General features: G+C 68.5%; 25 protein-coding genes. 16 read left to right on the plus strand and 9 right to left on the minus strand.

Translation table 11 applies throughout. The features are described from left to right. Positions 1-36: 36 nt before the first annotated feature. Positions 37-1,338, plus strand: a complete 1,302-nt coding sequence (locus ABOZ73_RS12915) for an MFS transporter (RefSeq protein ID WP_369058543.1) — start codon at positions 37-39, stop codon at positions 1,336-1,338. Positions 1,339-1,451: 113 nt separating this feature from the next. Here the strand turns inward: ABOZ73_RS12915 and ABOZ73_RS12920 are convergent, their stop codons facing one another. Beyond that, positions 1,452-2,711, minus strand: a complete 1,260-nt coding sequence (locus ABOZ73_RS12920; protein WP_369058544.1) for a lytic murein transglycosylase — start codon at positions 2,709-2,711, stop codon at positions 1,452-1,454. Between the two features lie 195 nt (positions 2,712-2,906). Between ABOZ73_RS12920 and ykgO the strand changes: the two genes are divergently transcribed. The 3 genes from ykgO to ABOZ73_RS12935 all read left to right on the plus strand — a co-directional run bounded on the left by ykgO (position 2,907) and on the right by ABOZ73_RS12935 (position 3,792). Continuing rightward, the gene (ykgO, locus tag ABOZ73_RS12925; protein WP_099620601.1) at positions 2,907-3,032 is read left to right on the plus strand and encodes a type B 50S ribosomal protein L36; all 126 of its coding nucleotides are present in this window, start codon (positions 2,907-2,909) and stop codon (positions 3,030-3,032) included. A gap of 166 nt (positions 3,033-3,198) precedes the next feature. After that, the gene (locus ABOZ73_RS12930) at positions 3,199-3,465 is read left to right on the plus strand and encodes a DUF2312 domain-containing protein (RefSeq protein ID WP_269715837.1); all 267 of its coding nucleotides are present in this window, start codon (positions 3,199-3,201) and stop codon (positions 3,463-3,465) included. 9 nt (positions 3,466-3,474) lie between these two features. Next, positions 3,475-3,792, plus strand: a complete 318-nt coding sequence (locus ABOZ73_RS12935) for a hypothetical protein (RefSeq protein WP_369062543.1) — start codon at positions 3,475-3,477, stop codon at positions 3,790-3,792. 129 nt (positions 3,793-3,921) lie between these two features. Here ABOZ73_RS12935 and ABOZ73_RS12940 read toward each other — a convergent pair whose 3' ends face one another. Next, positions 3,922-5,370, minus strand: coding sequence for a sigma-54-dependent transcriptional regulator (locus tag ABOZ73_RS12940; RefSeq protein WP_369058545.1), 1,449 nt, complete (start codon positions 5,368-5,370; stop codon positions 3,922-3,924). A gap of 158 nt (positions 5,371-5,528) precedes the next feature. Here ABOZ73_RS12940 and ABOZ73_RS12945 point away from each other — a divergent pair, with 158 nt between their 5' ends. The 10 genes from ABOZ73_RS12945 (at position 5,529) to ABOZ73_RS12990 (ending at position 15,589) form a co-directional block, all read left to right on the plus strand. Further along, the gene (locus tag ABOZ73_RS12945; RefSeq protein ID WP_369058546.1) at positions 5,529-6,500 is read left to right on the plus strand and encodes an alpha/beta hydrolase; all 972 of its coding nucleotides are present in this window, start codon (positions 5,529-5,531) and stop codon (positions 6,498-6,500) included. Positions 6,501-6,660: 160 nt separating this feature from the next. Next, positions 6,661-8,460, plus strand: coding sequence for a M3 family oligoendopeptidase (locus tag ABOZ73_RS12950; RefSeq protein WP_369058547.1), 1,800 nt, complete (start codon positions 6,661-6,663; stop codon positions 8,458-8,460). Positions 8,461-8,636: 176 nt separating this feature from the next. Continuing rightward, the gene (locus tag ABOZ73_RS12955) at positions 8,637-9,101 is read left to right on the plus strand and encodes a PaaI family thioesterase (RefSeq protein ID WP_369058548.1); all 465 of its coding nucleotides are present in this window, start codon (positions 8,637-8,639) and stop codon (positions 9,099-9,101) included. Beyond that, on the plus strand, positions 9,094-10,032 hold the full coding sequence (locus ABOZ73_RS12960; RefSeq protein WP_369058549.1) for an alpha/beta fold hydrolase: 939 nt from the start codon (positions 9,094-9,096) through the stop codon (positions 10,030-10,032). Before ABOZ73_RS12955 ends, ABOZ73_RS12960 begins: the two co-directional genes overlap by 8 nt. Positions 10,033-10,097: 65 nt before the next feature. Next, positions 10,098-10,322: an aa3-type cytochrome c oxidase subunit IV gene (locus ABOZ73_RS12965; protein ID WP_369058550.1), complete on the plus strand. Its 225-nt coding sequence runs from the start codon at positions 10,098-10,100 to the stop codon at positions 10,320-10,322. 113 nt (positions 10,323-10,435) lie between these two features. Beyond that, positions 10,436-11,569 carry a Re/Si-specific NAD(P)(+) transhydrogenase subunit alpha gene (locus ABOZ73_RS12970; RefSeq protein WP_369058551.1) on the plus strand — a complete coding sequence of 378 codons (1,134 nt, stop codon included), beginning with the start codon at positions 10,436-10,438 and terminating at the stop codon, positions 11,567-11,569. A 40-nt stretch (positions 11,570-11,609) separates the two neighbouring features. Beyond that, positions 11,610-11,936, plus strand: coding sequence for a proton-translocating transhydrogenase family protein (locus ABOZ73_RS12975; protein WP_369058552.1), 327 nt, complete (start codon positions 11,610-11,612; stop codon positions 11,934-11,936). Positions 11,937-11,958: 22 nt separating this feature from the next. Further along, positions 11,959-13,377, plus strand: coding sequence for an NAD(P)(+) transhydrogenase (Re/Si-specific) subunit beta (locus ABOZ73_RS12980; protein ID WP_369058553.1), 1,419 nt, complete (start codon positions 11,959-11,961; stop codon positions 13,375-13,377). Positions 13,378-13,801: 424 nt separating this feature from the next. Beyond that, positions 13,802-14,566, plus strand: a complete 765-nt coding sequence (locus ABOZ73_RS12985) for a M23 family metallopeptidase (protein ID WP_369058555.1) — start codon at positions 13,802-13,804, stop codon at positions 14,564-14,566. Between the two features lie 60 nt (positions 14,567-14,626). Continuing rightward, entirely contained in the window at positions 14,627-15,589 is a 963-nt protein-coding gene (locus ABOZ73_RS12990) for an alpha/beta fold hydrolase (protein WP_369058556.1), read from the plus strand. Between the two features lie 231 nt (positions 15,590-15,820). On the opposite strand, the gene rpsU is transcribed toward ABOZ73_RS12990, so the two are convergent. After that, entirely contained in the window at positions 15,821-16,054 is a 234-nt protein-coding gene (rpsU, locus tag ABOZ73_RS12995; RefSeq protein ID WP_111275467.1) for a 30S ribosomal protein S21, read from the minus strand. Positions 16,055-16,218: 164 nt separating this feature from the next. On the opposite strand from rpsU, the gene ABOZ73_RS13000 reads away from it, so the two are divergent. Beyond that, on the plus strand, positions 16,219-16,875 hold the full coding sequence (locus tag ABOZ73_RS13000) for a COQ9 family protein (protein WP_369058557.1): 657 nt from the start codon (positions 16,219-16,221) through the stop codon (positions 16,873-16,875). Positions 16,876-16,987: 112 nt separating this feature from the next. Here the strand turns inward: ABOZ73_RS13000 and ABOZ73_RS13005 are convergent, their stop codons facing one another. From ABOZ73_RS13005 to ABOZ73_RS13025, 5 genes are all read right to left on the minus strand, one after another. Then, the gene (locus ABOZ73_RS13005; protein WP_369058558.1) at positions 16,988-18,073 is read right to left on the minus strand and encodes a 5-(carboxyamino)imidazole ribonucleotide synthase; all 1,086 of its coding nucleotides are present in this window, start codon (positions 18,071-18,073) and stop codon (positions 16,988-16,990) included. A gap of 5 nt (positions 18,074-18,078) precedes the next feature. Continuing rightward, complete coding sequence (purE, locus tag ABOZ73_RS13010) at positions 18,079-18,570, minus strand: 5-(carboxyamino)imidazole ribonucleotide mutase (protein ID WP_277785993.1); 492 nt, start codon at positions 18,568-18,570, stop codon at positions 18,079-18,081. Between the two features lie 91 nt (positions 18,571-18,661). Beyond that, the gene (locus ABOZ73_RS13015; RefSeq protein WP_369058559.1) at positions 18,662-18,877 is read right to left on the minus strand and encodes a YdcH family protein; all 216 of its coding nucleotides are present in this window, start codon (positions 18,875-18,877) and stop codon (positions 18,662-18,664) included. Between the two features lie 62 nt (positions 18,878-18,939). Continuing rightward, the gene (locus ABOZ73_RS13020) at positions 18,940-19,386 is read right to left on the minus strand and encodes a TIGR02444 family protein (RefSeq protein ID WP_369058560.1); all 447 of its coding nucleotides are present in this window, start codon (positions 19,384-19,386) and stop codon (positions 18,940-18,942) included. Beyond that, positions 19,383-19,988 (minus strand): UbiX family flavin prenyltransferase, encoded by a 606-nt coding sequence (locus ABOZ73_RS13025; RefSeq protein ID WP_369058561.1) that lies wholly within the window; start codon positions 19,986-19,988, stop codon positions 19,383-19,385. The genes ABOZ73_RS13020 and ABOZ73_RS13025 overlap by 4 nt, the downstream gene beginning before the upstream one ends. 106 nt (positions 19,989-20,094) lie before the next feature. Between ABOZ73_RS13025 and ABOZ73_RS13030 the strand changes: the two genes are divergently transcribed. Next, positions 20,095-20,268: a YdcH family protein gene (locus ABOZ73_RS13030; protein ID WP_369058562.1), complete on the plus strand. Its 174-nt coding sequence runs from the start codon at positions 20,095-20,097 to the stop codon at positions 20,266-20,268. A 57-nt stretch (positions 20,269-20,325) separates the two neighbouring features. On the opposite strand, the gene ABOZ73_RS13035 is transcribed toward ABOZ73_RS13030, so the two are convergent. Continuing rightward, positions 20,326-21,039, minus strand: a complete 714-nt coding sequence (locus ABOZ73_RS13035; protein ID WP_369058563.1) for a DUF1013 domain-containing protein — start codon at positions 21,037-21,039, stop codon at positions 20,326-20,328. Positions 21,040-21,096: the final 57 nt, after the last annotated feature.

The following is a 21,096-nucleotide window of genomic DNA, read 5'->3' on the forward strand; positions in this document are numbered from 1 at the left end:
GCGCGACCCCGGGGAACGGGCCTAACAACCGTTCGCATGACCGAACAGAAGCTGCCCAAACGCATCTTCGCTCTGCTGTTCTCGGCCTCGATCGTGGTCGCGATCGGCAATACCGGCCTGCTTTCGGTTCTTCCCGCAATCGGCCGCGAGATCGGCATTCCCGATCCCATGGTGGCGGCGATCTTCTCGCTTTCGGCCCTTTTGTGGGCGGTCGGCTCGCCGTTCTGGGCGCGGCAGTCGGATATCCGTGGCCGCAAGCCCATGATTTTGCTGGGCCTTGGCGGCTTCACCCTGTCGATGACCTTGTGCGGCATGGTGGTCAGCGCCGGGCTGAACCACTGGGCGCCGGTGATGACCATCTTCGTCATGTTCCTGCTGGCGCGGGCGATCTTCGGCATGATCGGCTCGGCCTCGAACCCCGCTATCCAGGCCTATGTGGCCGAGCGCACCGGGCGCGGCGAGAGGACGCAGGCCATGGCGGGCCTGGCCAGCGCCTTTGGCCTGGGCACCATCGTCGGTCCGGCCCTGGCGCCGCTGTTCGTCCTGCCTTTCGTGACCCTGGCGGGGCCGCTCTACGGCTTCGCCATCCTGGCCTTCATCGCCCTGATCGCGATCCTGAAGTACCTGCCCAACGACGAGCCCAAGCCCGTCGCCCAGCGCGACAAGAAGCCCTTCAGCCTGTTCGCCCGCTCGGGCGAGGCGCCGCTGTGGCGCGACCCGCGCCTGCTGCCGTTCCTGATCTTCGGCTTCATGGCCGCCCTGTGCCAGACCGTGCAGACCCAGACCCTGGGCTTCATGATCATCGACAAGCTCCACGTCTCGCCGCTGCAGGCCCAGGGCTTCACCGCCGTGGCCATGATGGCCGGGGCGGCGGCGGGCCTGCTCGCCCAGTGGTCGCTGATCCGCATGTTCAACATGTCGCCCCGCGACCTGATGCGTTGGGGCGTGGCCCTGGCCTGCGGGGCGAACCTCGCCACCGCCTTCGCCCCGACCTACAGCGTGGTGGTCATCGCCTTCGCCGTGGCCAGCCTGGGCTACGGCTTCCTGCGTCCGGGCTTCACGGCGGGCGCGTCCCTGTCGGTGATGATGCACGAGCAGGCGCGGGCCGCCGGCGCGATCGGGGCGATCAACGGCCTGAACGTGATCTTCGCCCCGTTCTTCGTCTGGCTGTACGAGGCCGTGCATCCCGCCCCGTTCCTGCTGAACGCGGCGATTCTGGGCGGCCTGCTGATCTACGCCCTCAAGAACGCGGTGCTGCGTGAGGCGGGGACCAAGGGCTCCCCCGACGACGAGGCCACCCTGTCGATGCTCGAGCGCAGCGACGAGGGCGGGGTTTAGATCTGTGCGTCCGTCGAGACGGCCTGTCGGCCTCCCCAGGATGACGAAATCAACAGCAAACCAAGCTCGTCATGCTGAGGAGCGCGGTAGCGCGTCTCGAAGCACGCAAAGCCTCACCGCGGAGGCGGCGGGACCGCCACGCCGAAGTTCGCCGCCGCCTGCAGCCGGCGCACCATGTCCGCCGACAGGTAGCCGTCCGCCGGCACGCCCGCCGTCTTCTGCCAGGCGCGCAGGGCCTTGCGGGTGCCGGCCCCGATCACCCCGTCCGGCGCGCCTGGGTCGAAGCCCAGGTTGGACAGGGCCACCTGCGCCGCCTGGCGGTCAGCCAGGGACATCGGCGCCTCCACCGGCCACGGGGTGCGCAGCGGGCCGTCGCCGCCCATGCGGTCGGCCAGCAGGCCGATGCCCAGGGCGTAGGAGGTGGAGTTGTTGTACTTGCGGATCGCATAGTGGTTGGGCAGCGCCAGGAACGCTGGCCCCGCCGCGCCGGCCGGCAGCAGCAGGTTGGCGTCCGCCGCCGAGTCCGCGCTGCTGAACGCCAGGCCGTCGGCCCGGCGCACGCCCTGCGATAGCCATTGTCTCACGGGTATCCGGGTTTCTTCCGTCTGACCGTAGTCGAAATCGTCCGGGAGAATCACCTCGCGGGCCCAGCCCACGCCGCGCTGCCAGCCGCCCTTGGCCAGCAGGCTGGCGGCCGAGGCCAGGGCGTCGGCGTCGGAGCTCCAGATGTCGCGCTTGCCGTCGCCGTCCTCGTCGACCGCCACGTTCAGATAGTTGCTGGGCAGGAACTGGGTCTGGCCCATGGCGCCGGCCCACGAGCCCTTCAGGCGCTCTCGCGTCACCTCGCCCGAGGCGATGATCTTCAGGCAGGCGTAAAGCTCGCCCTCGGCCCAGGAACGGCGACGCCCCTGCGCCGCCAGGGTGGCCAGGGACCGCAGGACGTCCTTGGTCCCCTGGATCTTGCCGAAGGCCGATTCCATGGCCCACACGGCCACCAGAATCTCCTTGGGCACGCCGAAGCGCTGCTCCACATGCGGCAGGAAACTCAGGGTCTGCAGCTTGCCGCGCCCGATGGAGACCCGCTCGTCGCTGACCACGCCGCGCAGGTAGTCGCTGACGGGGCGAGAGAATTCCGGCTGCTTGGCGTCAGAGCTCGACACGCCCGGATCGGGCGTCAGGCCCGTCAGCTGCGTCTGCAGCAGGTCCGCCGGCCAGCCGGCCTGGACCGAGCGGTCGAAGAAGTCGCTCCGCCAGGCGTCGAACAGCGGATCGCCCGAGCTTTCGAAGGCGCGCCCCTGCGAACGGGCGGAGGTGAGAGACACGCCGGTCCCGGCGAGGGCGGCTGCGGAAAAGACGAACGAACGACGAAGCATGCGGACAAGGCTAGCGGCTTCGCGCGAAATCCTTCAATCACAAGGACGACAGCGGCGCGCCGAAGTCCCGCCGCAATTGACTCCCGCCCAATGTCCGCCTATACGCCCGCCCTCTGGATTTAACCGGGAAGCCTCGGCAGCGCCTTGTCGCTGGCCGGGGGCGTTCCCCGAAGTAGCAACAAGACGGTCGAGATCATGAAGGTTCGTAGCTCGCTGAAGTCGCTGAAGTCGCGTCACCGCGATTGCAAGCTGGTCCGCCGCAAGGGCCGCATCTACGTGATCAACAAGACCGATCCGCGCTTCAAGGCCAAGCAAGGCTAAGAAAGCCGCCGTCGGCGCTTCGACGCGCCGAGCGCAGAATTCGACTGAGAACCGGCCGGCGACGGCCGGTTCTTTTCGTTTGTCTGGACTCCTGTTGTGAGCGGCCCGCCGGGCGACTATGGTCCGCCGCCTTCCGACGACTTCTGACTTATGAGAGCATCCCTCCATGGCCGACGACTCCGCTTCCGTTGACGTTCTGAACTCCACCGCTCAGGGCCAGCTGAAGAGCATCATCGATCGCATCGAGCGCCTTGAGGTCGAGAAGGCCGAGGTCGCCGAGCAGATCAAGGAAGTCTACGCCGAGGCCAAGGGCAACGGCTTCGACGTCAAGATTCTCCGCAAGGTCGTCCGCCTGCTGAAGCAGGACCGCGCCAAGCGTCAGGAAGAAGAGGCGATTCTCGACCTCTACCTGTCCGCGCTCGGCGGTCTCTAAGGACGGGTTCTGAAGCGCAAGCTTCCAGACCGGTACGAGGCGGCCAGACGGGCCGCCCTCAACGCTTTGAAGCGCGCCCGCCGCACGGCTGACAAGGCGGGCGTCGAGCTTTCCGAATGGGAAGGCGAATTCCTCGGATCGGTGACCGACCGGGTGAAGACCTATGGCCGCGCCTTCGGCGATCCCGAAAAGGGCGCGCCGGGCCAGGCCCTGTCGGCCATGCAGGCGATCAAGCTGAAGGAGATCGCCGCCAAGGCCAAGGGCGAGAAGCCCAGGGCCGAGAAGGCCGCCAGAACATTTCGCCGTAAGAAGCCGTCTGACGACTAGCCCGCTCGACCGCGCCCAGGCGGCGGCCCAGCTCATAGATCTCGGCCATCGGCACCGACATGGGCGGGCGCGGGATGTCCAGCTCGGCGTCGAACATCGGACGCGGAACGGGGCGGCGGATGGTCATGCTCACGACGCCTTCACGAGTTCTTCCAGGCCCTGCTCGCGCACCTTGCGGTACAGGGTCGAGCGACCGATGCCGAGGCGGCGGGCCACCTCGCTCATGTGGCCGGCATAGACCTCGATGGCGTGCTGGATCAGGTCGCGCTCGATCTCTTCCAGGGTCCGCAGGTGACCGCGGCCGTCCAGGATCCGCACCGGCTGCTCGCCGACCGGGGCCGAGGCGATGGCTTCGGCCAGGATCGACGGGACCTGGGCGGGGGCGGCTTCCGGCGGGGGAACCGAGACGCCCGAAATGGCGGGGAAGTCGTGCAGCTGCAGGTACGGCGCGTCCGACAGCACGATGGCGCGGTACACGGTGTTCTCCAGCTGGCGCACGTTGCCGGGCCAGTCGAAGCTCGCCAGGCAGGCCAGGGCCTCCGGCGCGCAGCCGATGACGCTCTTGCCTTCTTCCACGTTGAAGCGGCGCACGAAGGCGTCGATCAGGGCGGGGATGTCCTCGCGGCGCTCGCGCAGGGACGGGGCCTCCATTGGGAACACGTTCAGGCGGTAGAACAGGTCCTCGCGGAACCGGCCCTCGGCCACGGCCGTGGCCAGGTCGCGGTTGGTGGCCGAGACGATGCGCACGTCCACCTTCACTGACCGCTTGGCGCCGATGGGGTCGATCTCGCCTTCCTGCAGGGCGCGCAGCAGCTTGACCTGCATGTCCAGCGGCAGTTCGCCAACCTCGTCCAGGAACAGGGTGCCGCCGTCGGCTTCCTTGAACTTGCCCGAATGCTGGGCCGTGGCGCCGGTGAAGCTACCCTTTTCGTGGCCGAACAGGATCGATTCCACGAGGTTCTCGGGGATCGCGCCGCAGTTCACCGCCACGAACGGCTTGCCGGCCCGGTCGGACCCGCCATGCACGGCGCGGGCGATCAGCTCCTTGCCGACGCCGCTTTCGCCGGTGACCAGGATCGGGATCGCCGACTTGGCGGCCCGCGCGCCCATGCGCTTGACCAGGGTCATGGCCGGACCGTCGCCGATCAGGTCGTCGAAGGTGGTGCGGTTGCTGGCCCGCTTGGAAAGTCTGTCCACCTCGCCCTTCAGGGCGCCGATGGACAGGGCGTTGCGGATCGAAACGATGATCCGCTCGGGGGACGCCGGTTTGATGAAGAAGTCGGTGGCGCCGGCCTGCATGGCCTTGACCACGGTGTCGACGCCGCCCGTGGCGGTCAGCACGATCACCGGCTGGACAAAGCCGCGCTGGCGGATCTGCACCAGGGTGTCCTGGCCCGTCATGCCCGGCATGACGAGATCCAGCAGCACCACGTCGGCGCTCTTGCCGCCGATCAGGTGACCGAGCGCCTCATCGCCGTTTTCGGCGTGCGCGACGGCGAAGCCCTCGCGTTCGAGAACCGCCTGAATGAGCCGACGCTGAGTCGGATCGTCGTCGACGACGAGAACCGTCTTGGTCATCTTGAAGACACCTACCTGTATCGGCTTCTCCCTGCCCGATTGCGCGGGGGAAGAAGCTCGTTGTGGTTCGTATTGATACAGGTGACGGGTAAAGGCGTGGTTTCGGAGACCTGAGTCGCGGGTTAACGAGCCTGACTGTTGGTGGGAACTTGGAAACCATGATCTCGAAGATTCGGACGTTGTTCTTCGGCCTTGCCGCCGTTCTCTTTTCAGGAGCCGCCATGGCCGCCCCGGTCGATCCGCTCGCCGATCCGTCGTTCGAAAAAATCGCCCTGTGGCCGGGCCTGCCGCCCGGCTCGGTCGGCGCGACCGCCAAGGCCAGGATCGTCGAGCGCAGCCAGGACGTCTCGGTCATCCGCGACCGCTATATCGAGCAGGTCGAACGCCCCGACATGGTGGTCTTCAAGCCGAAGACGCCGAACGGGACCTCCCTGCTGATGGCGCCGGGCGGTGGTTACATTCGCGTGGTCATGGACAAGGAAGGCTACGAGACGGCCGAGCGTTTCGCCGCCGCCGGGGTCACCGTCTATGTCATGACCTACCGCCTGCCGGGCGACCACTGGGGCGCGGGCCCCGACGTGGTGATCCAGGACATGCAGCGCGCCCTGCGCCTGGTGCGCCAGCGCGCGATGAAGGACGGCCTCGATCCGAAGAAGGTTGGCGTCATCGGCTTCTCCGCCGGCGGCCACGCGGCCGGCTCCCTGACCTTCCGTTTCGACGAGGCGGTCTACAAGGCGGTCGACGCCGCCGACCAGCTGTCGGCCCGGCCGGACTTCTCGATCCTCATGTACCCGGTCGCCACCATGGCCGAGCCCTTCGTCCATGCGGGCTCGCGCCAGCAGTTGCTGGGGGCGGAGCAGACCTCGCGGATGATCGCCAAGTACTCCCTGGAGAAGGAAGTCCGCCCCGACGCCCCGCCGGTGATCTTCATCCACGCCGCCGACGACGCCTCGGTTCCGGTCGAGAACAGTCTCCAGGTCTTCGCCGCCCTCAAGGCCGCCAAGGTCCCCGCCGAGATGCACATCTACGAGGAAGGCGGCCACGGCTTCGGCCTCCGCGCCGTCCACGGCAAACCCGTCGCGGCCTGGCCGGACGCGGTGCTGAGCTGGATGAAGCGCAAGGGGTTCTAGTGCGTCCTTCGAGACGGCCTTCGGCCTCCTCAGGATGACGAATTCAGAGCACAACAAAGCTCGTCATGCTGAGGAGCGCGCTAGCGCGTCTCGAAGCACGCAACTTCGCATCCGCCCCCGCCTTCCTATATTCGCTCCCTGACTTCCTCCGAGACGACCCATGAACGCTCCCATCCGCACGCCCAAGACCGACATCCCGCAATGGCGCCTCGACGACCTGTACGTCGGGCGTGACGATCCGCGGATCGAGGCGGATCTCGCCGCCGCCTCCGTCGCCAACGGCAAGCTGGTGGCGCTCAAGGGCCAGTTCGTCGCCGCCCGCGCCGAGCCGGCCAAGCTCGGCGCCCTGATCGACGAGGGGCTGGGCTATTACGAGGACGCCACCAACGCCCTGTGGGGCGTCGGGGCCTACGCCTCGCTGGCCGCCTCCACCGCCCGCGACGACGCCGGCTGGGCCAAGTTCGAGGGCGACGTCCGTGCCAAGGCCGCCGGCATCGGCGCCGAGAGCCTGTTCTTCACCCTGGAGCTGAACGAACTGGAGGACGCCGAGCTCGACGCCGCGCTCAAGGCCCATCCCGCCGCCGCCAAGTGGACGCCGTGGCTGCGCCGCCTGCGCCTGTCGCGCCCGCACGAGCTGTCGGCCGAGCTGGAGCACCTGCTGATCGACCGCGCGCCCGCCGTCGGAAACTGGACCCGTCTGTGGGACGAGACCCTGGCCCGCCTGACCGCCAAGGTCGGCCGCGAGAGTCTGACCCTGCCCGAGGCGCTGAACCGCCTCACCGACCCGTCCGCCGCCAACCGCAAGGCGGCCGCCAACGGCCTGGCCAAGGCCCTTGAGGAGCGCGCCTCCACCCAGGCCCTGGTGCTCAACACCCTGGCCTTCGAAAAGCAGGTCGAGGACCGCTGGCGCCGCTACGCCACGCCCGCCCAGTCGCGCCACCTGGCCAACGAGGTCGACGCCGAGTCGGTGGCGGCGCTCGAGGCGGCGGTGGTCGAATCCTATCCCTCGATCAGCCACCGCTATTACGCGCTGAAGGCCCGGGCCATGGGCCGCAAGACTCTGGACTACTGGGACCGCAACGCCCCCCTCGACGCCGCCGCGCCCCGCCAGTACGGCTGGGACGAGGCCAAGGGCCTGGTGCTGGAAAGCTTCCAGGACCTGGCGCCCAAGTTCGCCGACGTGGCCCGCACCTTCTTCACCCAGCCGTGGATCGACGCCGCCCCGCGTCCGGGCAAGCAGTCGGGCGCCTATTCGCACCCGGTCTCGGCCAACCGCCACCCCTATGTCTTCATGAACTACATGGGCGAGCGGCGGGACGTCCTGACCCTGGCCCACGAGCTGGGTCACGCCGTCCACCAGACCCTGTGCTCTCCGCTGGGCACCCTGCTGGCCGACACGCCCCTGACCCTGGCCGAGACCGCTTCCATCTTCGGCGAGGGCCTGGTGTTCGAGCGCCTGCTGGCCGAGGCGTCCAAGGCCGACCGCATGGCGCTGCTGGCGGGCAAGATCGAGGACGGGCTCAACACCGTTATCCGCCAGATCGCCTTCCACCGCTTCGAGACCCGTTTCCACGACGCCCGCCAGGAGGGTGAGCTGGCCCCCGACCAGATCGCCGAGCTGTGGCTGGAGGTGATGGCCGAGAGCCTCGGTCCGGCCGTGAAGCTGAACCCCGGTTACGAGCACTACTGGGCCTATGTCAGCCACTTCGCCCACGCGCCGTTCTACGTTTACGCCTACGCGTTCGGGGACCTGCTGGTGCGCGGCCTGATGGCAAAGCGGGCGGAGAACCCCGCCGCCTTCGCGCCGCTGTACGAAGACCTGCTCGCCGCCGGCGGGACCAGGACCTACGTCGAGGCCCTGGCCCCCTTCGGCCTAGATCCGCGCCAGAAAGCCTTCTGGGCCGCGGGCTGTTCGCAACTGGAAAAGCTGGTCGACGAGTTCGACGATCTGGTGGGCTGACCTCGTTTCTCCTGCCCCGTAGCGAAGCGTACGGAGGGGGCGCTCGTCTGAACGTCAGCAGAGCGCCCCTCCACCATACGTCGCATTGTCCCCCTCCCCCGCAAGCGGGGCAGGAGAAGATCGCACGCCAACCTACGCCCTTTCCTCCGACCTCAAACGCTTGTTAGAATCATCGGATGTCCGATGACCTGACAGAGGCCCAGGCGGCCGTGATCCCGGAAGGCTATCGCCAGCTCAACTGGTCGCGCGGCTTCGGCGTGCAGATCGGTCCGCTGTTCGAGCGGAGCGGCGAGCGCTCCCTGCTGGCCTTCCGCGTGGAGCAGCACCACACCAACGGCCTGGGCAATTGCCACGGCGGCATGCTGATGAGCTTCGCCGACATGGCCTGGGGGCGGATCATCTCCATCGAGCGGTCCAGCCGCTGGGTGACCGTGCGCCTGACCTGCGACTTCCTCTCCGGCGCCCAGCTGGGCGACTGGGTCGAAGGCGAGAGCGAACTGGTCTCGGAGGTCGAGGGCCTGTTCACCGTGCGCGGCCGCATCTGGTGCGGCGACCGCACCCTGATGACCGGCTCCGGCGTGTTCAAGTCGCTGGGCGCGCGCGACCCGCGCCCCGGCGAGAAGGCGTTCAAGAATGGCTGACGACGCCCCCCTGCCGCCCGAGATCGGCACGCCCCTGGCCGCCTTCGCCGGCGACAAGCCCGCCGCCCCCGAATGGTTCGACGCGGCCGTCGCCCGCGAGCCGGAGCGATCCACCATCGAGGTCGACGGCGCGCCCATCGAGCTGCTGACCTGGGGCGAGGTCGGCAAGCCCGGCCTGATGTTCCTGCACGGCAACGGCGCCCACGCCGACTGGTGGAGCTTCATCGCCCCGTTCTTCGCCGACGACTGGCGGGTGGCGGCCATTTCCTGGTCCGGCATGGGCGGGTCCGGCTGGCGCGAGAAGTATGACGGCGACCAGTTCGTGCGCGAGGCCTTCGCCGCCGCCGAGGCCGCCGGTCTCTACGCCGACGGCGGCAAGCCGGTGTTCGTGGGCCACTCCTTCGGCTCCTATCCGACCATGCTGGCGGCGGCCAAGGGCGGCGACCGCCTGCGCGCGGCGGTCAGCGTCGACTCCCCGATCCGTCCGCCCAGCCGCGAGTGGAAGGGGCCGCCGTCCCGCAACGGCCCCAACCGCATCTATGCGACCCTGAACGACGCCCTGGCCCGCTTCCGCCTGGCGCCGCCGCAGCCGTGCGAGAACCTCTACATCGTTGACTTCATCGCCCGCCGCTCGGTGCGCGAGGTCGAGGGCGGCCTGACCTGGAAGTTCGACCCGAACCTGTGGAGGCACTTCAGCTTCAACGAGCGCCCCGGCCGGCCCAGGTGTCCGACCGCCTTCATGTGGGGCCAGAACTCCGCCCTGATCGACGCGGAGGTGCTGGCCTATATGCATACCCTGGTTCCGCCGGGCACGCCGATGATCGAGCTGCCCCAGGCGCATCACCACGTGATGCTGGACCAGCCGTTGGCCTTCGTCGGCGCCCTGCGCGGCCTTCTGGCCGGATGGCCGCGAAAAGCCGCGCAGACCTGAGCTTGAGCCGGGCGGCGCGGCGTTGTATCTGCCGACCCAACTTAGTTTCCACGCAAGGGCGCGACATGGCCGACTATCACCGCGGTGAGATGGATATCCAGGAACAGGCGTCGACCTTCCACGCCTTCAACCAGATGACCAAGTGGGGCTCGCTGGCCCTGTCGGCGGCCCTCACCGCCCTGGTTCTGTGGTTCTGCACCAGCGCCGGCTTCATGGCCGGCCTGATCGCCGCGGTTGTGGTCGCGGTGGCTGGCTTTTTCTTCCTCAAGGAAAAGCCCCAGCAACGCTAACGGCTGTTCGAGAATAATTTTGCGCGAGCTGGCGTGATCGGCTCGACAAAGGGCAAGTTTCTCCCCTAAACGGGCTGCAACCATAGGGCAGTCCGTTGAGGGGGAGGCGCTGCATGGCCGTCATTGCGGTCACCAAGGAACGTCGTGCGGGCGAGACCCGCGTCGCCGCCACACCCGAGAGCGTCAAGAAGCTTATCGCCGCCGGTTTCGCCGTCACGGTGGAAGAGGGCGCGGGCCTCTCGGCCGCGATTCCCGACGGCGACTACGCCGCCGCCGGCGCCAAGCTGGCCAAGACCGCCAAGGTCGCCGTCGCCGACGCCGACATCCTGTTCAAGGTCCGAGGCCCCGAGGCCGAAGAGATCGCGGCGCTGAAGTCCGGCGCCCTGGTCGCGGCCCTGCTCAATCCGCATCAGGACAAGGCCACCCTGGACGCCCTGGCCAAGAAGGGCTGCACCGCCCTGGCCATGGAGTTCATCCCGCGTATCACGCGGGCCCAGGTGATGGACGCCCTGTCGTCCCAGGCCAACCTCGCCGGCTATCGCGCCGTGATCGAAGGGGCCCACGTCTACGGCAAGGCCCTGCCGATGATGATGACCGCCGCCGGCACCGTCGCCGCGGCCAAGGTGTTCATCATGGGCGTCGGCGTCGCCGGCCTGCAGGCAATCGCCACGGCCCGTCGCCTCGGCGCGGTGGTCACCGCCACCGACGTTCGTCCCGCCACCAAGGAGCAGGTGGAGTCCTTGGGCGCCAAGTTCCTGGCGGTCGAGGACGAGGAGTTCAAGAACGCCCAGACCGCCGGCGGCTACGCCAAGGAGATGTCCAAGGAATACCAGGCCAAGCAGGCCGAGCTGGTTTCCGGCCACATCGCCAAGCAGGACATCGTCATCACCACGGCCCTGATCCCGGGCCGCCCCGCGCCGCGTCTCGTCACCGCTGCCCAGGTCGCCTCCATGCGTCCGGGCTCGGTGCTGATCGACCTGGCCATCGAGCAAGGCGGCAACGTCGAGGGCGCCAAGCTGAACGAAATCGTCGAGACCGCCAATGGCGCGAAGATCGTCGGCATCGCCAACCTGCCCGGCCGCATCGCCGCCGACGCCAGCGCGCTCTATTCGCGCAACTTGGTCTCCCTGTCGGCCCTGTTGCTGAACAAGGAAGGCGCCTACGCCCCGGACTTCGAGGACGAGATCCTCAAGGCCGCCGTGGTCTGCCAGAGCGGCGCCGTCGTCCATCCGGCTCTCAAGAGCTGATCGCGGCCGAGCCGCGCACCGAACAACTGGGAGGCCCGATATGGAAGCCGTCGACCCCACCATCTTCCGCTTGGCGATCTTCGTGCTCGCCATCTTCGTTGGCTACTACGTGGTGTGGAGCGTCACGCCCGCTCTGCACACGCCGCTGATGGCGGTGACCAACGCCATCTCGTCCGTGATCATCGTCGGCGCCCTGCTGGCCGCCGCCGCCCACGGCGCGGCGGCGCAGGACGCCGAGACCGCGACGAACGTCTGGATTTCAAAGGGGGCCGGCGCCATCGCCGCCGCCTTCGCCGCCGTGAACATCTTCGGGGGCTTCCTCGTCACCCAGCGGATGCTGGCCATGTACAAGAAGAAGCAGAAGTAGAGCGGGACCCGGGGGACATCACATGAACGCCAATCTCGCCGCCATCCTGTACCTCGTCTCGGGGGTGCTGTTCATCCTGGCCCTGCGCGGGCTTTCCAGCCCCGAGACCAGCCGCAAGGGCAACACCTACGGCATGGTCGGCATGGCCATCGCCGTGTTCACCGTCATGGCCACCCTGTGGAGCCAGGGCGCGCTCGATCCCATCACCATCGGCCTGATCGTGGCCGGCGTCGCCGTCGGCGGCGGCGTCGGCGCCGTCATCGCCCGCAAGGTGCCGATGACCTCCATGCCGCAGCTGGTCGCCGCCTTCCATAGCCTGGTCGGCATGGCCGCCTGCCTGGTCGCCGTGGCCGCCATCTACACCCCTGCCGCCTACGGCATCGTCGGGGCCGACGGGCACATCCACGTCAACAGCCTGATCGAGCTGTCCCTGGGCCTGGCCATCGGCGCCATCACCTTCACCGGCTCGGTCATCGCCTTCGCCAAGCTGAACGGCAACATGGGCGGCGCGCCGATCCTGCTGCCGGCCCGTCACCTGCTGAACATCGCCATCGCCGCCGGCATCGTCGCCCTGATCGTGGTGCTGGTCGCCACCGGCGGCCAGGCCAAGTGGGCCTTCTGGGGCATCTTCGCCCTCAGCCTGCTGATCGGCGTCACCCTGATCATTCCCATTGGCGGCGCCGACATGCCCGTCGTGGTGTCGATGCTGAACAGCTATTCCGGCTGGGCGGCGGCGGCCCTGGGCTTCACCCTCGAGAACACCACCCTGATCATCACCGGGGCCCTGGTCGGCTCTTCGGGCGCGATCCTGTCCTACATAATGTGCAAGGGCATGAACCGCAGCTTCGTCTCGGTGATCCTGGGCGGCTTCGGCGCCGACGCGGCGGCCGCTGACGCGGGCGGCAAGGTCGAGACCCGCCCCGTCAAGCAGGGCTCCGCCGACGACGCGGCCTTCATCATGAAGAACGCCTCCAAGGTCATCATCGTCCCGGGCTACGGCATGGCCGTGTCCCAGGCCCAGCACGCCCTGCGCGAGATGGCCGACAAGCTGAAGGAAGAGGGGGTCGAGGTGAAATACGCCATCCACCCCGTCGCCGGCCGCATGCCCGGCCACATGAACGTCCTGCTGGCCGAGGCCAACGTGCCTTACGACGAGGTGTTCGAACTGGAGGACATCAACAGCGAGTTCTCCACGGCAGACGTGGCCTTTGTCATCGGGGCCAACGACGTCACCAACCCGGCCGCCAAGACCGACCCCACCAGCGCCATCTTCGGCATGCCGATCCTGGACGTGGAAAAGGCCCGCACGGTCCTGTTCGTCAAACGCGGCATGGCGTCCGGCTATGCCGGCGTCGAGAACGAGCTGTTCTTCCGCGACAACACCATGATGCTCTTCGCCGACGCCAAGAAGATGGTCGAAGGCATCGTGAAGGGGCTTTGAGGTTTTGCGTCCTTCGAGACGCGGCCCTTCGGCCGCTCCTCAGGATGACGATCGTGGTTTGCTGACATCGTCATCCTGAGGAGCCGCAAAGCGGCGTCTCGAAGGACGCACACACCTTCCCGCCGCCTCCCTGGGCCTTGTGCCCAGGGTCACTGCATCCGCCGACGCGGCGCTGGACGATCATGCTCAATGCAAGCCCATGCAGGACCCTCGCCACAAGGGCGAGGGAGGCGGATTTAGGTCTTGAGGAAACGCTGTGAGTTGTGTGGGGTCTAAGTCTCAGCTCCTACAGCCAAGCTGAGCCCTATTCCGGTCAATAATCCTAACTAACTCTTCGACCTCATCATCGAAGAACGTCGTCGCGCGGCCGTCTGATCTCGGCGGGCCGCATAGAAAAGCGCGACATCCAGACGAGGTCTAAGAATTGTCCACCGACGTCATTGACGGACGGGTCCCGTACATGGGCCTCGCCGCCATCCTGGGCTCCTGCGCCCTGTGGGGCGTGTTCGCCCTGACCGCCATCGGCGCCGCGCGCCCGGATGCGGACCTGTCCTTCATCTCCCGGCCCGAGCCGGCGCCCGTCTCGGTCGCCAAGGTCGAGCCCGCGCCTCCGCCGCCGCCCGCCTACAGCTTCGTCACGCCCCTGCCGGGCCAGCAGGTCAACTCGCCCTTCGGCATGCGCCAGATGCCGTGGGAAGAGGCCGGCCGCCTGCACAAGGGCGTCGATATCGCCGCCCCCGGCGGCGCGCCGGTCCTGGCCACCCTGCCAGGCACGGTCCTGCGCTCGGGCGAGGACGCCGCCTATGGCCGCTTCATCGAGGTGGCGCACAAGGACGGCCTGTCGTCGCTCTACGCCCACCTGGGCCGCAAGGCGAAGGGCATCCGCAAGGGCGCGGCGATCGAGGCCGGCCAGGTCATCGGCCATGTGGGCTCGTCGGGCCGCTCCACCGGCTCGCACCTGCATTTCGAGATCCGCAATGACGGCGAGCCGGTCAATCCGACCTTCTTCATGGGCAAGCAGTTCGCCACGGCCGAAGACCTGCCCCTGACCGCCGCCGCCCGCGTCTCGCGCAAGGTGCGCATGGCCACCGTGTCCAAGTGGCCGGCCCATGTCCGCAAGGGCGAGGTGCGCAAGAAAGCGGCGGCGACGGGTGAGCGGCCGCGCGGGGTGATCCGTCTGGCGGAATGATCTTCGCCGCGTTGCGCGTTTGTAATTCGCCAAAGCCGTAAGCCTGCTTATCTAGGCGACATGCTCAGCTTCACCGTTCGCGCCGTCTCCTGTCTCGTTCTCGCCTTCGTCGCCTGGATCGCCCTTGGCGGCGCCATGTCGATCGCCGCGCCGCAGCCGCGCGGCAAGTTCTATGACGTGGGCGGGCGCAAGATGCGCCTCGTCTGCGAAGGCCCGTCCACGGCCTCGCCCACCGTCCTGCTGGAGGCCGGCGCCTTCGGCTTCGCCGCCGACTGGGGCGCGGTGCAGGAAGCCCTGACCGCCGAGGGCATCCGCTCCTGCGCCTATGACCGCGCGGGCATGGGCTTTTCCGATCCAAACCCGTCGCCGCTCACCGGGGGCTCCGCCCTGGCCGATCTGGAGAAGCTGCTCGACGCCGCCGGCGAGAAGGGGCCCTTCGTCCTCGTCGGCCACTCGATGGCCGGCCTGCGCATGCCTCAGTTCGCCGGCGCCCGGCCGGAGCAGGTGAGGGGCGTGGTGTTCGTCGACGCCTCTCCCCCGCCGCCCAAGGTCGACAACGCGATGCTGGAGCGCAACAGCCGCTTCGCCAAGCGCTTCACCGTCATGTCCCGCTGGGCCGCCCGCGGGGCCGCCCTGGGCCTCTACAAGCCGCTGAAGGGCACGCGCCTGGCCGACAAGATCGGACTGCCGCCCGAGGCTTCGGCCGAAAAGCGCTGGGCCTTCGCCAACGCCGGCCACAACCGCGCCGCCGCCCGCGAGATCGCCGGCTGGCGGCCCCTGGTGATGCAGTCCATGGAGGCCCCGCCCTTCCCAAAGGACTGGCCCGTGGCGGTGGTGACCGCCGGCGGCGCCACGCCCGAACGCGCCGAGCGCAAGAAGTCCCAGGCCGGCCCCGCGGACCGCTCCGAGCACGGCTATGTCCGCCACGTGGACGGCGCCGGCCACAACACCCTGCTTGGCCGCACCTACGCCCACGAGATCGTCACGGCGGTGAAGTTCGTGATCGAGAACGCTAAGGGGTGAGCCCTTCTCCTCCCCTGCGAAGCGGGGGAGGGGGACCACGAAGTGGTGGAGGGGGGCGAGACTGGGCTCGGAGCGCGCGGACGCCCCCTCCGTCTCGGCTTCGCCGATCCACCTCCCTTGTACGCTTCGTTACAGGGGAGGAGAAGAAAGCCCCCAAACGCCAAAAAGGCCGCGCACCGGAGAGTGCGCGGCCTTTTCGATGTCTAGCGAGCCGATCGGCCCGCCGAAGATTTAGCGCGAGGGCTTCTTCGGCGCGGCGATCAGGCCTTCGCGCTGGGCGCGCTTGCGGGCCAGCTTGCGAGCGCGACGGACGGCTTCAGCCTTTTGGCGAGCGCGTTTTTCCGACGGCTTTTCGTAGTGCACGTGGCGCTTCATCTCGCGGAACGAGCCTTCGCGCTGCATTTTCTTCTTCAGAGCCTTGAGGGCCTGATCGACGTTGTTGTCGCGGACAAAAATCTGAACCAGGGGACTCTCTCCGGTCGGTTGGTCGGCCCCCTGATACGGGCGCGCGAAGAATAATGATTGGGGTCGGCAAGACGGGCCCGGCCGACGTGAGGCGGGCGAAATAGCAGAACCCTACCTGCTTGTCCATGCGCGACGGCTGTTTCGGCGCGATGTATCATGCGCCCATGACTGATCGTGACGCCAACGCCACCGACTGGGCCTCACAGGCCGAGCAACGCCTTCTGGACGCGGCCCTGGCCCTGGCTCCCCGCCTGGGCTGGAGCGGTCCGCTCGTCCCCGCCGCCGCCCGCGAGATCGGCCTTTCCGCCGCCGAGGCGGGGCTTTTGCTGCCGCATGGCGCGCGCGATCTGGCCGCCCTGCTGTCGCGCCGGCACGATTCCCTGGCGCTGGCGGCCCTGCCCGACGGCGCGACCCTGAAGATTCGCGAGCGCATCCGCTCCGGCGTCGTCGCCCGTCTGGACGCCGCCGCCGCCGATCGCGAGGCGGTCCGCCGCTGGGCCGGCTTCCTAGCCTTTCCGACCAACTTCCCCCTGGCCCTGAAACTGGTCTGGGAAAGCGCCGATTCCATCTGGCGCTGGGCCGGCGACATCGCCACGGACGAGAACCACTATTCCAAGCGGGCCATCGTCTCGGGAATCCTGATCTCGACCCTGGCGCTCGACCTGACCAACGGCCGCGACGCCGCCCTGACGGCGCTGGACGCGCGCATCGACAACGTCATGGCTTTCGAGAAGTGGAAGGCGACCACCAAGCTGAAGCCGTCGGAGCTGGCCCGCGAAGTGGCGGCCGCGCTGGGTCGGTTAAGGTACGGGGCGGCCTAAGCCCTGCGTGCTTGGAGACGCGCTGCGCGCTCCTCAGCATGACGAGGTTTGTGATCTACTGAATCCGTCATCCTGAGGAGGCCGAAGGCCGTCTCGAAGGATGCACCAAGCTTCAGAGCGCCCGCAGCCGGTTCACGTGGCCCATCTTGCGGCCCGCCTTCACCTCGCGCTTGCCGTAGAGGTGGACGCGGGTCTCGGGCTCGGCGGCCAGCTTGGCCCAGGCCAGGACCTCGTCGCCCAGCAGGTTGATCATCTCAACATGCGCCAGGGCGTGGGTGGGCCCCAGCGGCCAGCCGGCGACGGCGCGGATGTGCTGCTCGAACTGGTCGACCTCGCAGCCGTCCTGGGTCCAGTGGCCGGTGTTGTGGACGCGGGGCGCGATCTCGTTGACCAGCAGCCGGCCGTCCTTCAGCTCGAACAGCTCGACCCCCATCACGCCCACATAGTCCAGGCCCGACAGGATCTGGGCGGCGATGCGCTCGGCCTGCTCGCGCAGCTTGGGCGAGACCTGGGCCGGGGCCGAGGTGCGGCGCAGGACGCCGTTCTCGTGGTGGTTCTCGGCCAGGGGATAGACGGCGATCTCGCCGTCGCGGCCGCGGGCGGCGATCACCGACAGCTCGCGCACGAAGTCGGCGCGGCCCTCGACGATGGCGGGCTTGCCGCCGATGGCGGCGAAGGCTTCGGCGGCGGCGTGGTCGGTGGCGTGCTCGACCCAGGCTTGGCCCTTGCCGTCATAGCCGTCGCGGCGGGTCTTCAGCAGGACCGGCGCGCCCAGCTCGGCGGCGGCGGCCTTCACGTCGTCGGGGGTCTCGGCGGCGGCGAAGGGCACGGTGCCCACGCCCACGCCGTTCAGGAAGCTCTTCTCAGTCACCCGGTCCTGGGCCGCGGCCAGGGCGGCGGCGGAGGGGGCCACGGGCAGGCCGGCCTCGGCCAGCAGGCGCAGCACCTCGGCGGGGACATTCTCGAACTCGGTTGTCACCACCTGGGCGACGGCGGCCAGCGCCTTCAGCGCGGCGGGGTCGTCATACGGGGCGACGATGGTGTGGGCCGCGACGCGCGAGGCCGGGGAATCCTCGTCCGGGGTCAGGATGGCGACGTCGAAACCCAGCCGCGCCGCCGCCTGGGCCAGCATGCGGCCCAGCTGTCCGCCCCCGAGGATGCCGATGGTCGAACCGGGGGGGAGGGGGAAAGTCGTCACTTGGATCAGTCCTCGACCGTCTCGGCCACGCTGTCAGTCTGCGCCGCGCGGAAGGCGGAAAGACGGCCGGCCAGGGCCTCGTCCGACAGGGCCAGGATCTGCGCCGCCAGGATGCCGGCGTTCTTGGCGCCCGCCACGCCCACGGCCAGGGTGCCGACCGGCACGCCGCCTGGCATCTGGACGATGGACAGCAGGGAATCCAGGCCGTTCTGCAGCTTGGACTCCACCGGCACGCCCAGCACCGGCAGGTCGGTCATCGAGGCTGCCATGCCCGGCAGGTGCGCCGCGCCGCCGGCTCCGGCGATGATCACCTTGAATCCAGCGGCCTTGGCCCCCTTGGCGAAGGCGAACAGGCGGTCCGGCGTGCGGTGTGCGGAGACGACCTTGGCCTCATAGGCCACGCCCAGCGCGTCCAGGTTGTCGGCGGCCCACTTCATGGTGGGCCAGTCCGAGCGGCTGCCCATGATGATGGCGACGGGCGGCTTTGCGGCGCTCATGGCGTCTTCGATCCCCTTTGGGGCCATTGGAAACGGGGCCCCGGAAGGGCGCGGAGTATAGGCGCCGCTTGCGCGGCGGCAACCATACGGATCAAGCGATGATGTCGGGGGTCAGCAGGCCTTCCAGATGCGTGATCTGGTCCCGCAGGGCCAGCTTGCGCTTCTTCAGGCGCGCGATCAGCAGCTGGTTGGGCAGGGGCTGGGCCTCGATGGCGTCGATCGAGGAGTCGAGGTCGGCGTGCTCCTGGCGCAGCTCGGCCAGTTTCTCCAGCACCACGCTGTCGAGAAGCGGTTCGTCATCGTTCATGTGCGCCCCCCTACAGGCAGCCGTCGGTTCAACATCAAAGCACGCGCCTCGTTAAAGACGCCTCAAGACAACAGCGTGGCGAGGCGGGTCATTTTCGCCTCGGGCGCGCCGCCGAACGCCATGGAGGCGGCGATCAGGGCCTCGCCCATCGGCCGCTCCGGTCCCGGCTCGCCGGCCATGGCCTGCAGGCTTTCCATCAGCAGGCGCTCGGCTCCGAACTCCACGCCCTTGACCTGCTCGCGCAGGGCCAGGCGCGAGGCGTCGGGCGTGCCGGGCATCTCGGTCTTCAGGCGGCGGCGGGCAGCCCGCAGCGGGGCGACCACCTCGGCCTCCCAGGCGCGGGCGGCCGCCACGGCGCGGATCGCCTCGACCCGGCGGCCTTCCTGGGCGGCCCAGGCGGCGAACAGCAGATAGGGCACGCTCTGGCCGTGCTCGTCCTGCAGCTCGACGCAGGCCTCGCTCACGCCCGCACGCTCATAGACCGACAGCGCCCAGGTCCACAGGCTCATGCCTCGCCGCTCCCGATCACCGGCGACAGGTCCTCGCCCCAGCGTTTCACTGGCTCCCAGGACACGCCGAACAGATCCAGCGCCCGGCCCACCGACTGGTCGACCATCTCCTCGATGGTCTTCGGCTTGGCGTAGAAGGCGGGCAGGGGCGGGGCGATCACCGCGCCCATCTCGGCCAGTTTGGTCAGGGTCCGCAGGTGGCCCAGGTGCAGCGGGGTCTCGCGCACCATCAGCACCAGGTTGCGGCGCTCCTTGAGGGTCACGTCGGCGGCGCGGGTCAGCAGGGACGAGGTCACGCCCGTGGCGATCTCGCTCATGGTCCGCACCGAGCAGGGGGCGATGATCATGCCCAGCGTCTGGAAGGAGCCCGAGGCGATCGAGGCGCCGATATCCGACACCCGGTGGACCACGTCGGCCCGGGCGTTGACGTCCGCCGGCGACAGGCCGGTTTCCTGGCTCAGGGTCAGGACCGCGGACTTGGACAGGATCAGGTGGCTTTCGACGCCCATCTCGCGACAGGCGTCCAGGGCGCGCAGGCCATAGACCACGCCAGATGCGCCGGAAATACCGACCACGAGCCGCATGCGCCCCTCCGTCGTCATGGTTCCGTCACCCTTCGGACTCATGCCTGCAACCATATGTGATCTGACAGCCCCGCAAAGCGGGTGTTCACTGTCTTCGTCACAGCAAATTTAGGAGCCGAGAGCCATGGCCATCGAATCCCGTATCCGCGAATTGGGCGTCCGACATCAGACGCTGGACCGCACGATCGAGGACGAGATGCGCCGCCCGGTATTCGACGAGGTTCGCCTCAGGGCCTTAAAGCGGCAGAAACTCCGACTTAAGGAAGAGATAGAGACTCTTAAGTCTCGAGCCCACTGACGAGCCCGTCGCTTCGCCCCCGCCTCTTGAAGGCGGGGGCGAAGTTCATTTCGGGGTCTAGTCTTCGTCTTCGTCCGCGACGGGCGTCGACTTGCCGAACACGTCCTCGGCCGACAGGCCGCTGCCGCGACGGTAGTCGACTTCCTCGACTTCCGGTTCCGGCTCGGGAGCCTCGACCTCGCCGGCCGGGCGCAGGGTCGCGCCGTCCGGATCGGTGATGCCGCGCTTGGCGTCGTCCTTGGCCTTCTTCTCGGCGGCCTTCTTGACCAGGGCGTCCAGCTCCAGCTGGCCGACCAGGCCCAGGGTCACCGGATCGACCGGCTTGATGTTGGCCGCGTTCCAGTGGGTGCGGTTGCGGACCTGCTCGATCGTGGCCTTGGTGGTGCCGAGGATCTTGGCGATCTGGGCGTCGGTCACTTCCGGGTGGTTGCGCACAAACCAGGCGATGGCGTCCGGACGGTCCTGGCGGCGCGACACCGGGGTGTAGCGCGGGGCCTTCTTCGTCGGCTTCAGCAGCTCGGCGTGACGGCTCACCAGGGCCTTCATGCGGTACTTGTCGCTGGCCTGGGCCTTGTCGAGCTCTTCACGCGACAGCTGGCCGTTGGCGATCGGGTCGGCGCCGCGGATGTCGCGCGCCACTTCGCCGTCGGCGATGCCGCGAACTTCCAGCGGGTGCAGGCCGCAGAAGTCGGCGATCTGCTCGAAGGTCAGCGAAGTGTTGTCCACGAGCCAGACGGCGGTCGCCTTCGGCATCAGGATTTGGTCGGCCATGAGACCCTCCAGAAATGACGGCGCCCGGCCTTTCGGCCGGGCGGGTATTGGACCACA

The organism is Caulobacter sp. 73W (assembly GCF_041021955.1).
Lineage (GTDB): Bacteria > Pseudomonadota > Alphaproteobacteria > Caulobacterales > Caulobacteraceae > Caulobacter.

Coding starts and splice junctions, on each gene's coding strand:
- ABOZ73_RS12915 (WP_369058543.1), top strand. CDS start 37: ATGACCGAACAGAAGCTGCCCAAACGCATCTTCGCTCTGCTGTTCTCG.
- ABOZ73_RS12920 (WP_369058544.1), bottom strand. CDS start 2,711: ATGCTTCGTCGTTCGTTCGTCTTTTCCGCAGCCGCCCTCGCCGGGACC.
- ykgO (WP_099620601.1), top strand. CDS start 2,907: ATGAAGGTTCGTAGCTCGCTGAAGTCGCTGAAGTCGCGTCACCGCGAT.
- ABOZ73_RS12930 (WP_269715837.1), top strand. CDS start 3,199: ATGGCCGACGACTCCGCTTCCGTTGACGTTCTGAACTCCACCGCTCAG.
- ABOZ73_RS12940 (WP_369058545.1), bottom strand. CDS start 5,370: ATGACCAAGACGGTTCTCGTCGTCGACGACGATCCGACTCAGCGTCGG.
- ABOZ73_RS12945 (WP_369058546.1), top strand. CDS start 5,529: ATGATCTCGAAGATTCGGACGTTGTTCTTCGGCCTTGCCGCCGTTCTC.
- ABOZ73_RS12950 (WP_369058547.1), top strand. CDS start 6,661: ATGAACGCTCCCATCCGCACGCCCAAGACCGACATCCCGCAATGGCGC.
- ABOZ73_RS12955 (WP_369058548.1), top strand. CDS start 8,637: ATGTCCGATGACCTGACAGAGGCCCAGGCGGCCGTGATCCCGGAAGGC.
- ABOZ73_RS12960 (WP_369058549.1), top strand. CDS start 9,094: ATGGCTGACGACGCCCCCCTGCCGCCCGAGATCGGCACGCCCCTGGCC.
- ABOZ73_RS12965 (WP_369058550.1), top strand. CDS start 10,098: ATGGCCGACTATCACCGCGGTGAGATGGATATCCAGGAACAGGCGTCG.
- ABOZ73_RS12970 (WP_369058551.1), top strand. CDS start 10,436: ATGGCCGTCATTGCGGTCACCAAGGAACGTCGTGCGGGCGAGACCCGC.
- ABOZ73_RS12975 (WP_369058552.1), top strand. CDS start 11,610: ATGGAAGCCGTCGACCCCACCATCTTCCGCTTGGCGATCTTCGTGCTC.
- ABOZ73_RS12980 (WP_369058553.1), top strand. CDS start 11,959: ATGAACGCCAATCTCGCCGCCATCCTGTACCTCGTCTCGGGGGTGCTG.
- ABOZ73_RS12990 (WP_369058556.1), top strand. CDS start 14,627: ATGCTCAGCTTCACCGTTCGCGCCGTCTCCTGTCTCGTTCTCGCCTTC.
- ABOZ73_RS13000 (WP_369058557.1), top strand. CDS start 16,219: ATGACTGATCGTGACGCCAACGCCACCGACTGGGCCTCACAGGCCGAG.
- purE (WP_277785993.1), bottom strand. CDS start 18,570: ATGAGCGCCGCAAAGCCGCCCGTCGCCATCATCATGGGCAGCCGCTCG.
- ABOZ73_RS13015 (WP_369058559.1), bottom strand. CDS start 18,877: ATGAACGATGACGAACCGCTTCTCGACAGCGTGGTGCTGGAGAAACTG.
- ABOZ73_RS13020 (WP_369058560.1), bottom strand. CDS start 19,386: ATGAGCCTGTGGACCTGGGCGCTGTCGGTCTATGAGCGTGCGGGCGTG.
- ABOZ73_RS13025 (WP_369058561.1), bottom strand. CDS start 19,988: ATGACGACGGAGGGGCGCATGCGGCTCGTGGTCGGTATTTCCGGCGCA.
- ABOZ73_RS13030 (WP_369058562.1), top strand. CDS start 20,095: ATGGCCATCGAATCCCGTATCCGCGAATTGGGCGTCCGACATCAGACG.
- ABOZ73_RS13035 (WP_369058563.1), bottom strand. CDS start 21,039: ATGGCCGACCAAATCCTGATGCCGAAGGCGACCGCCGTCTGGCTCGTG.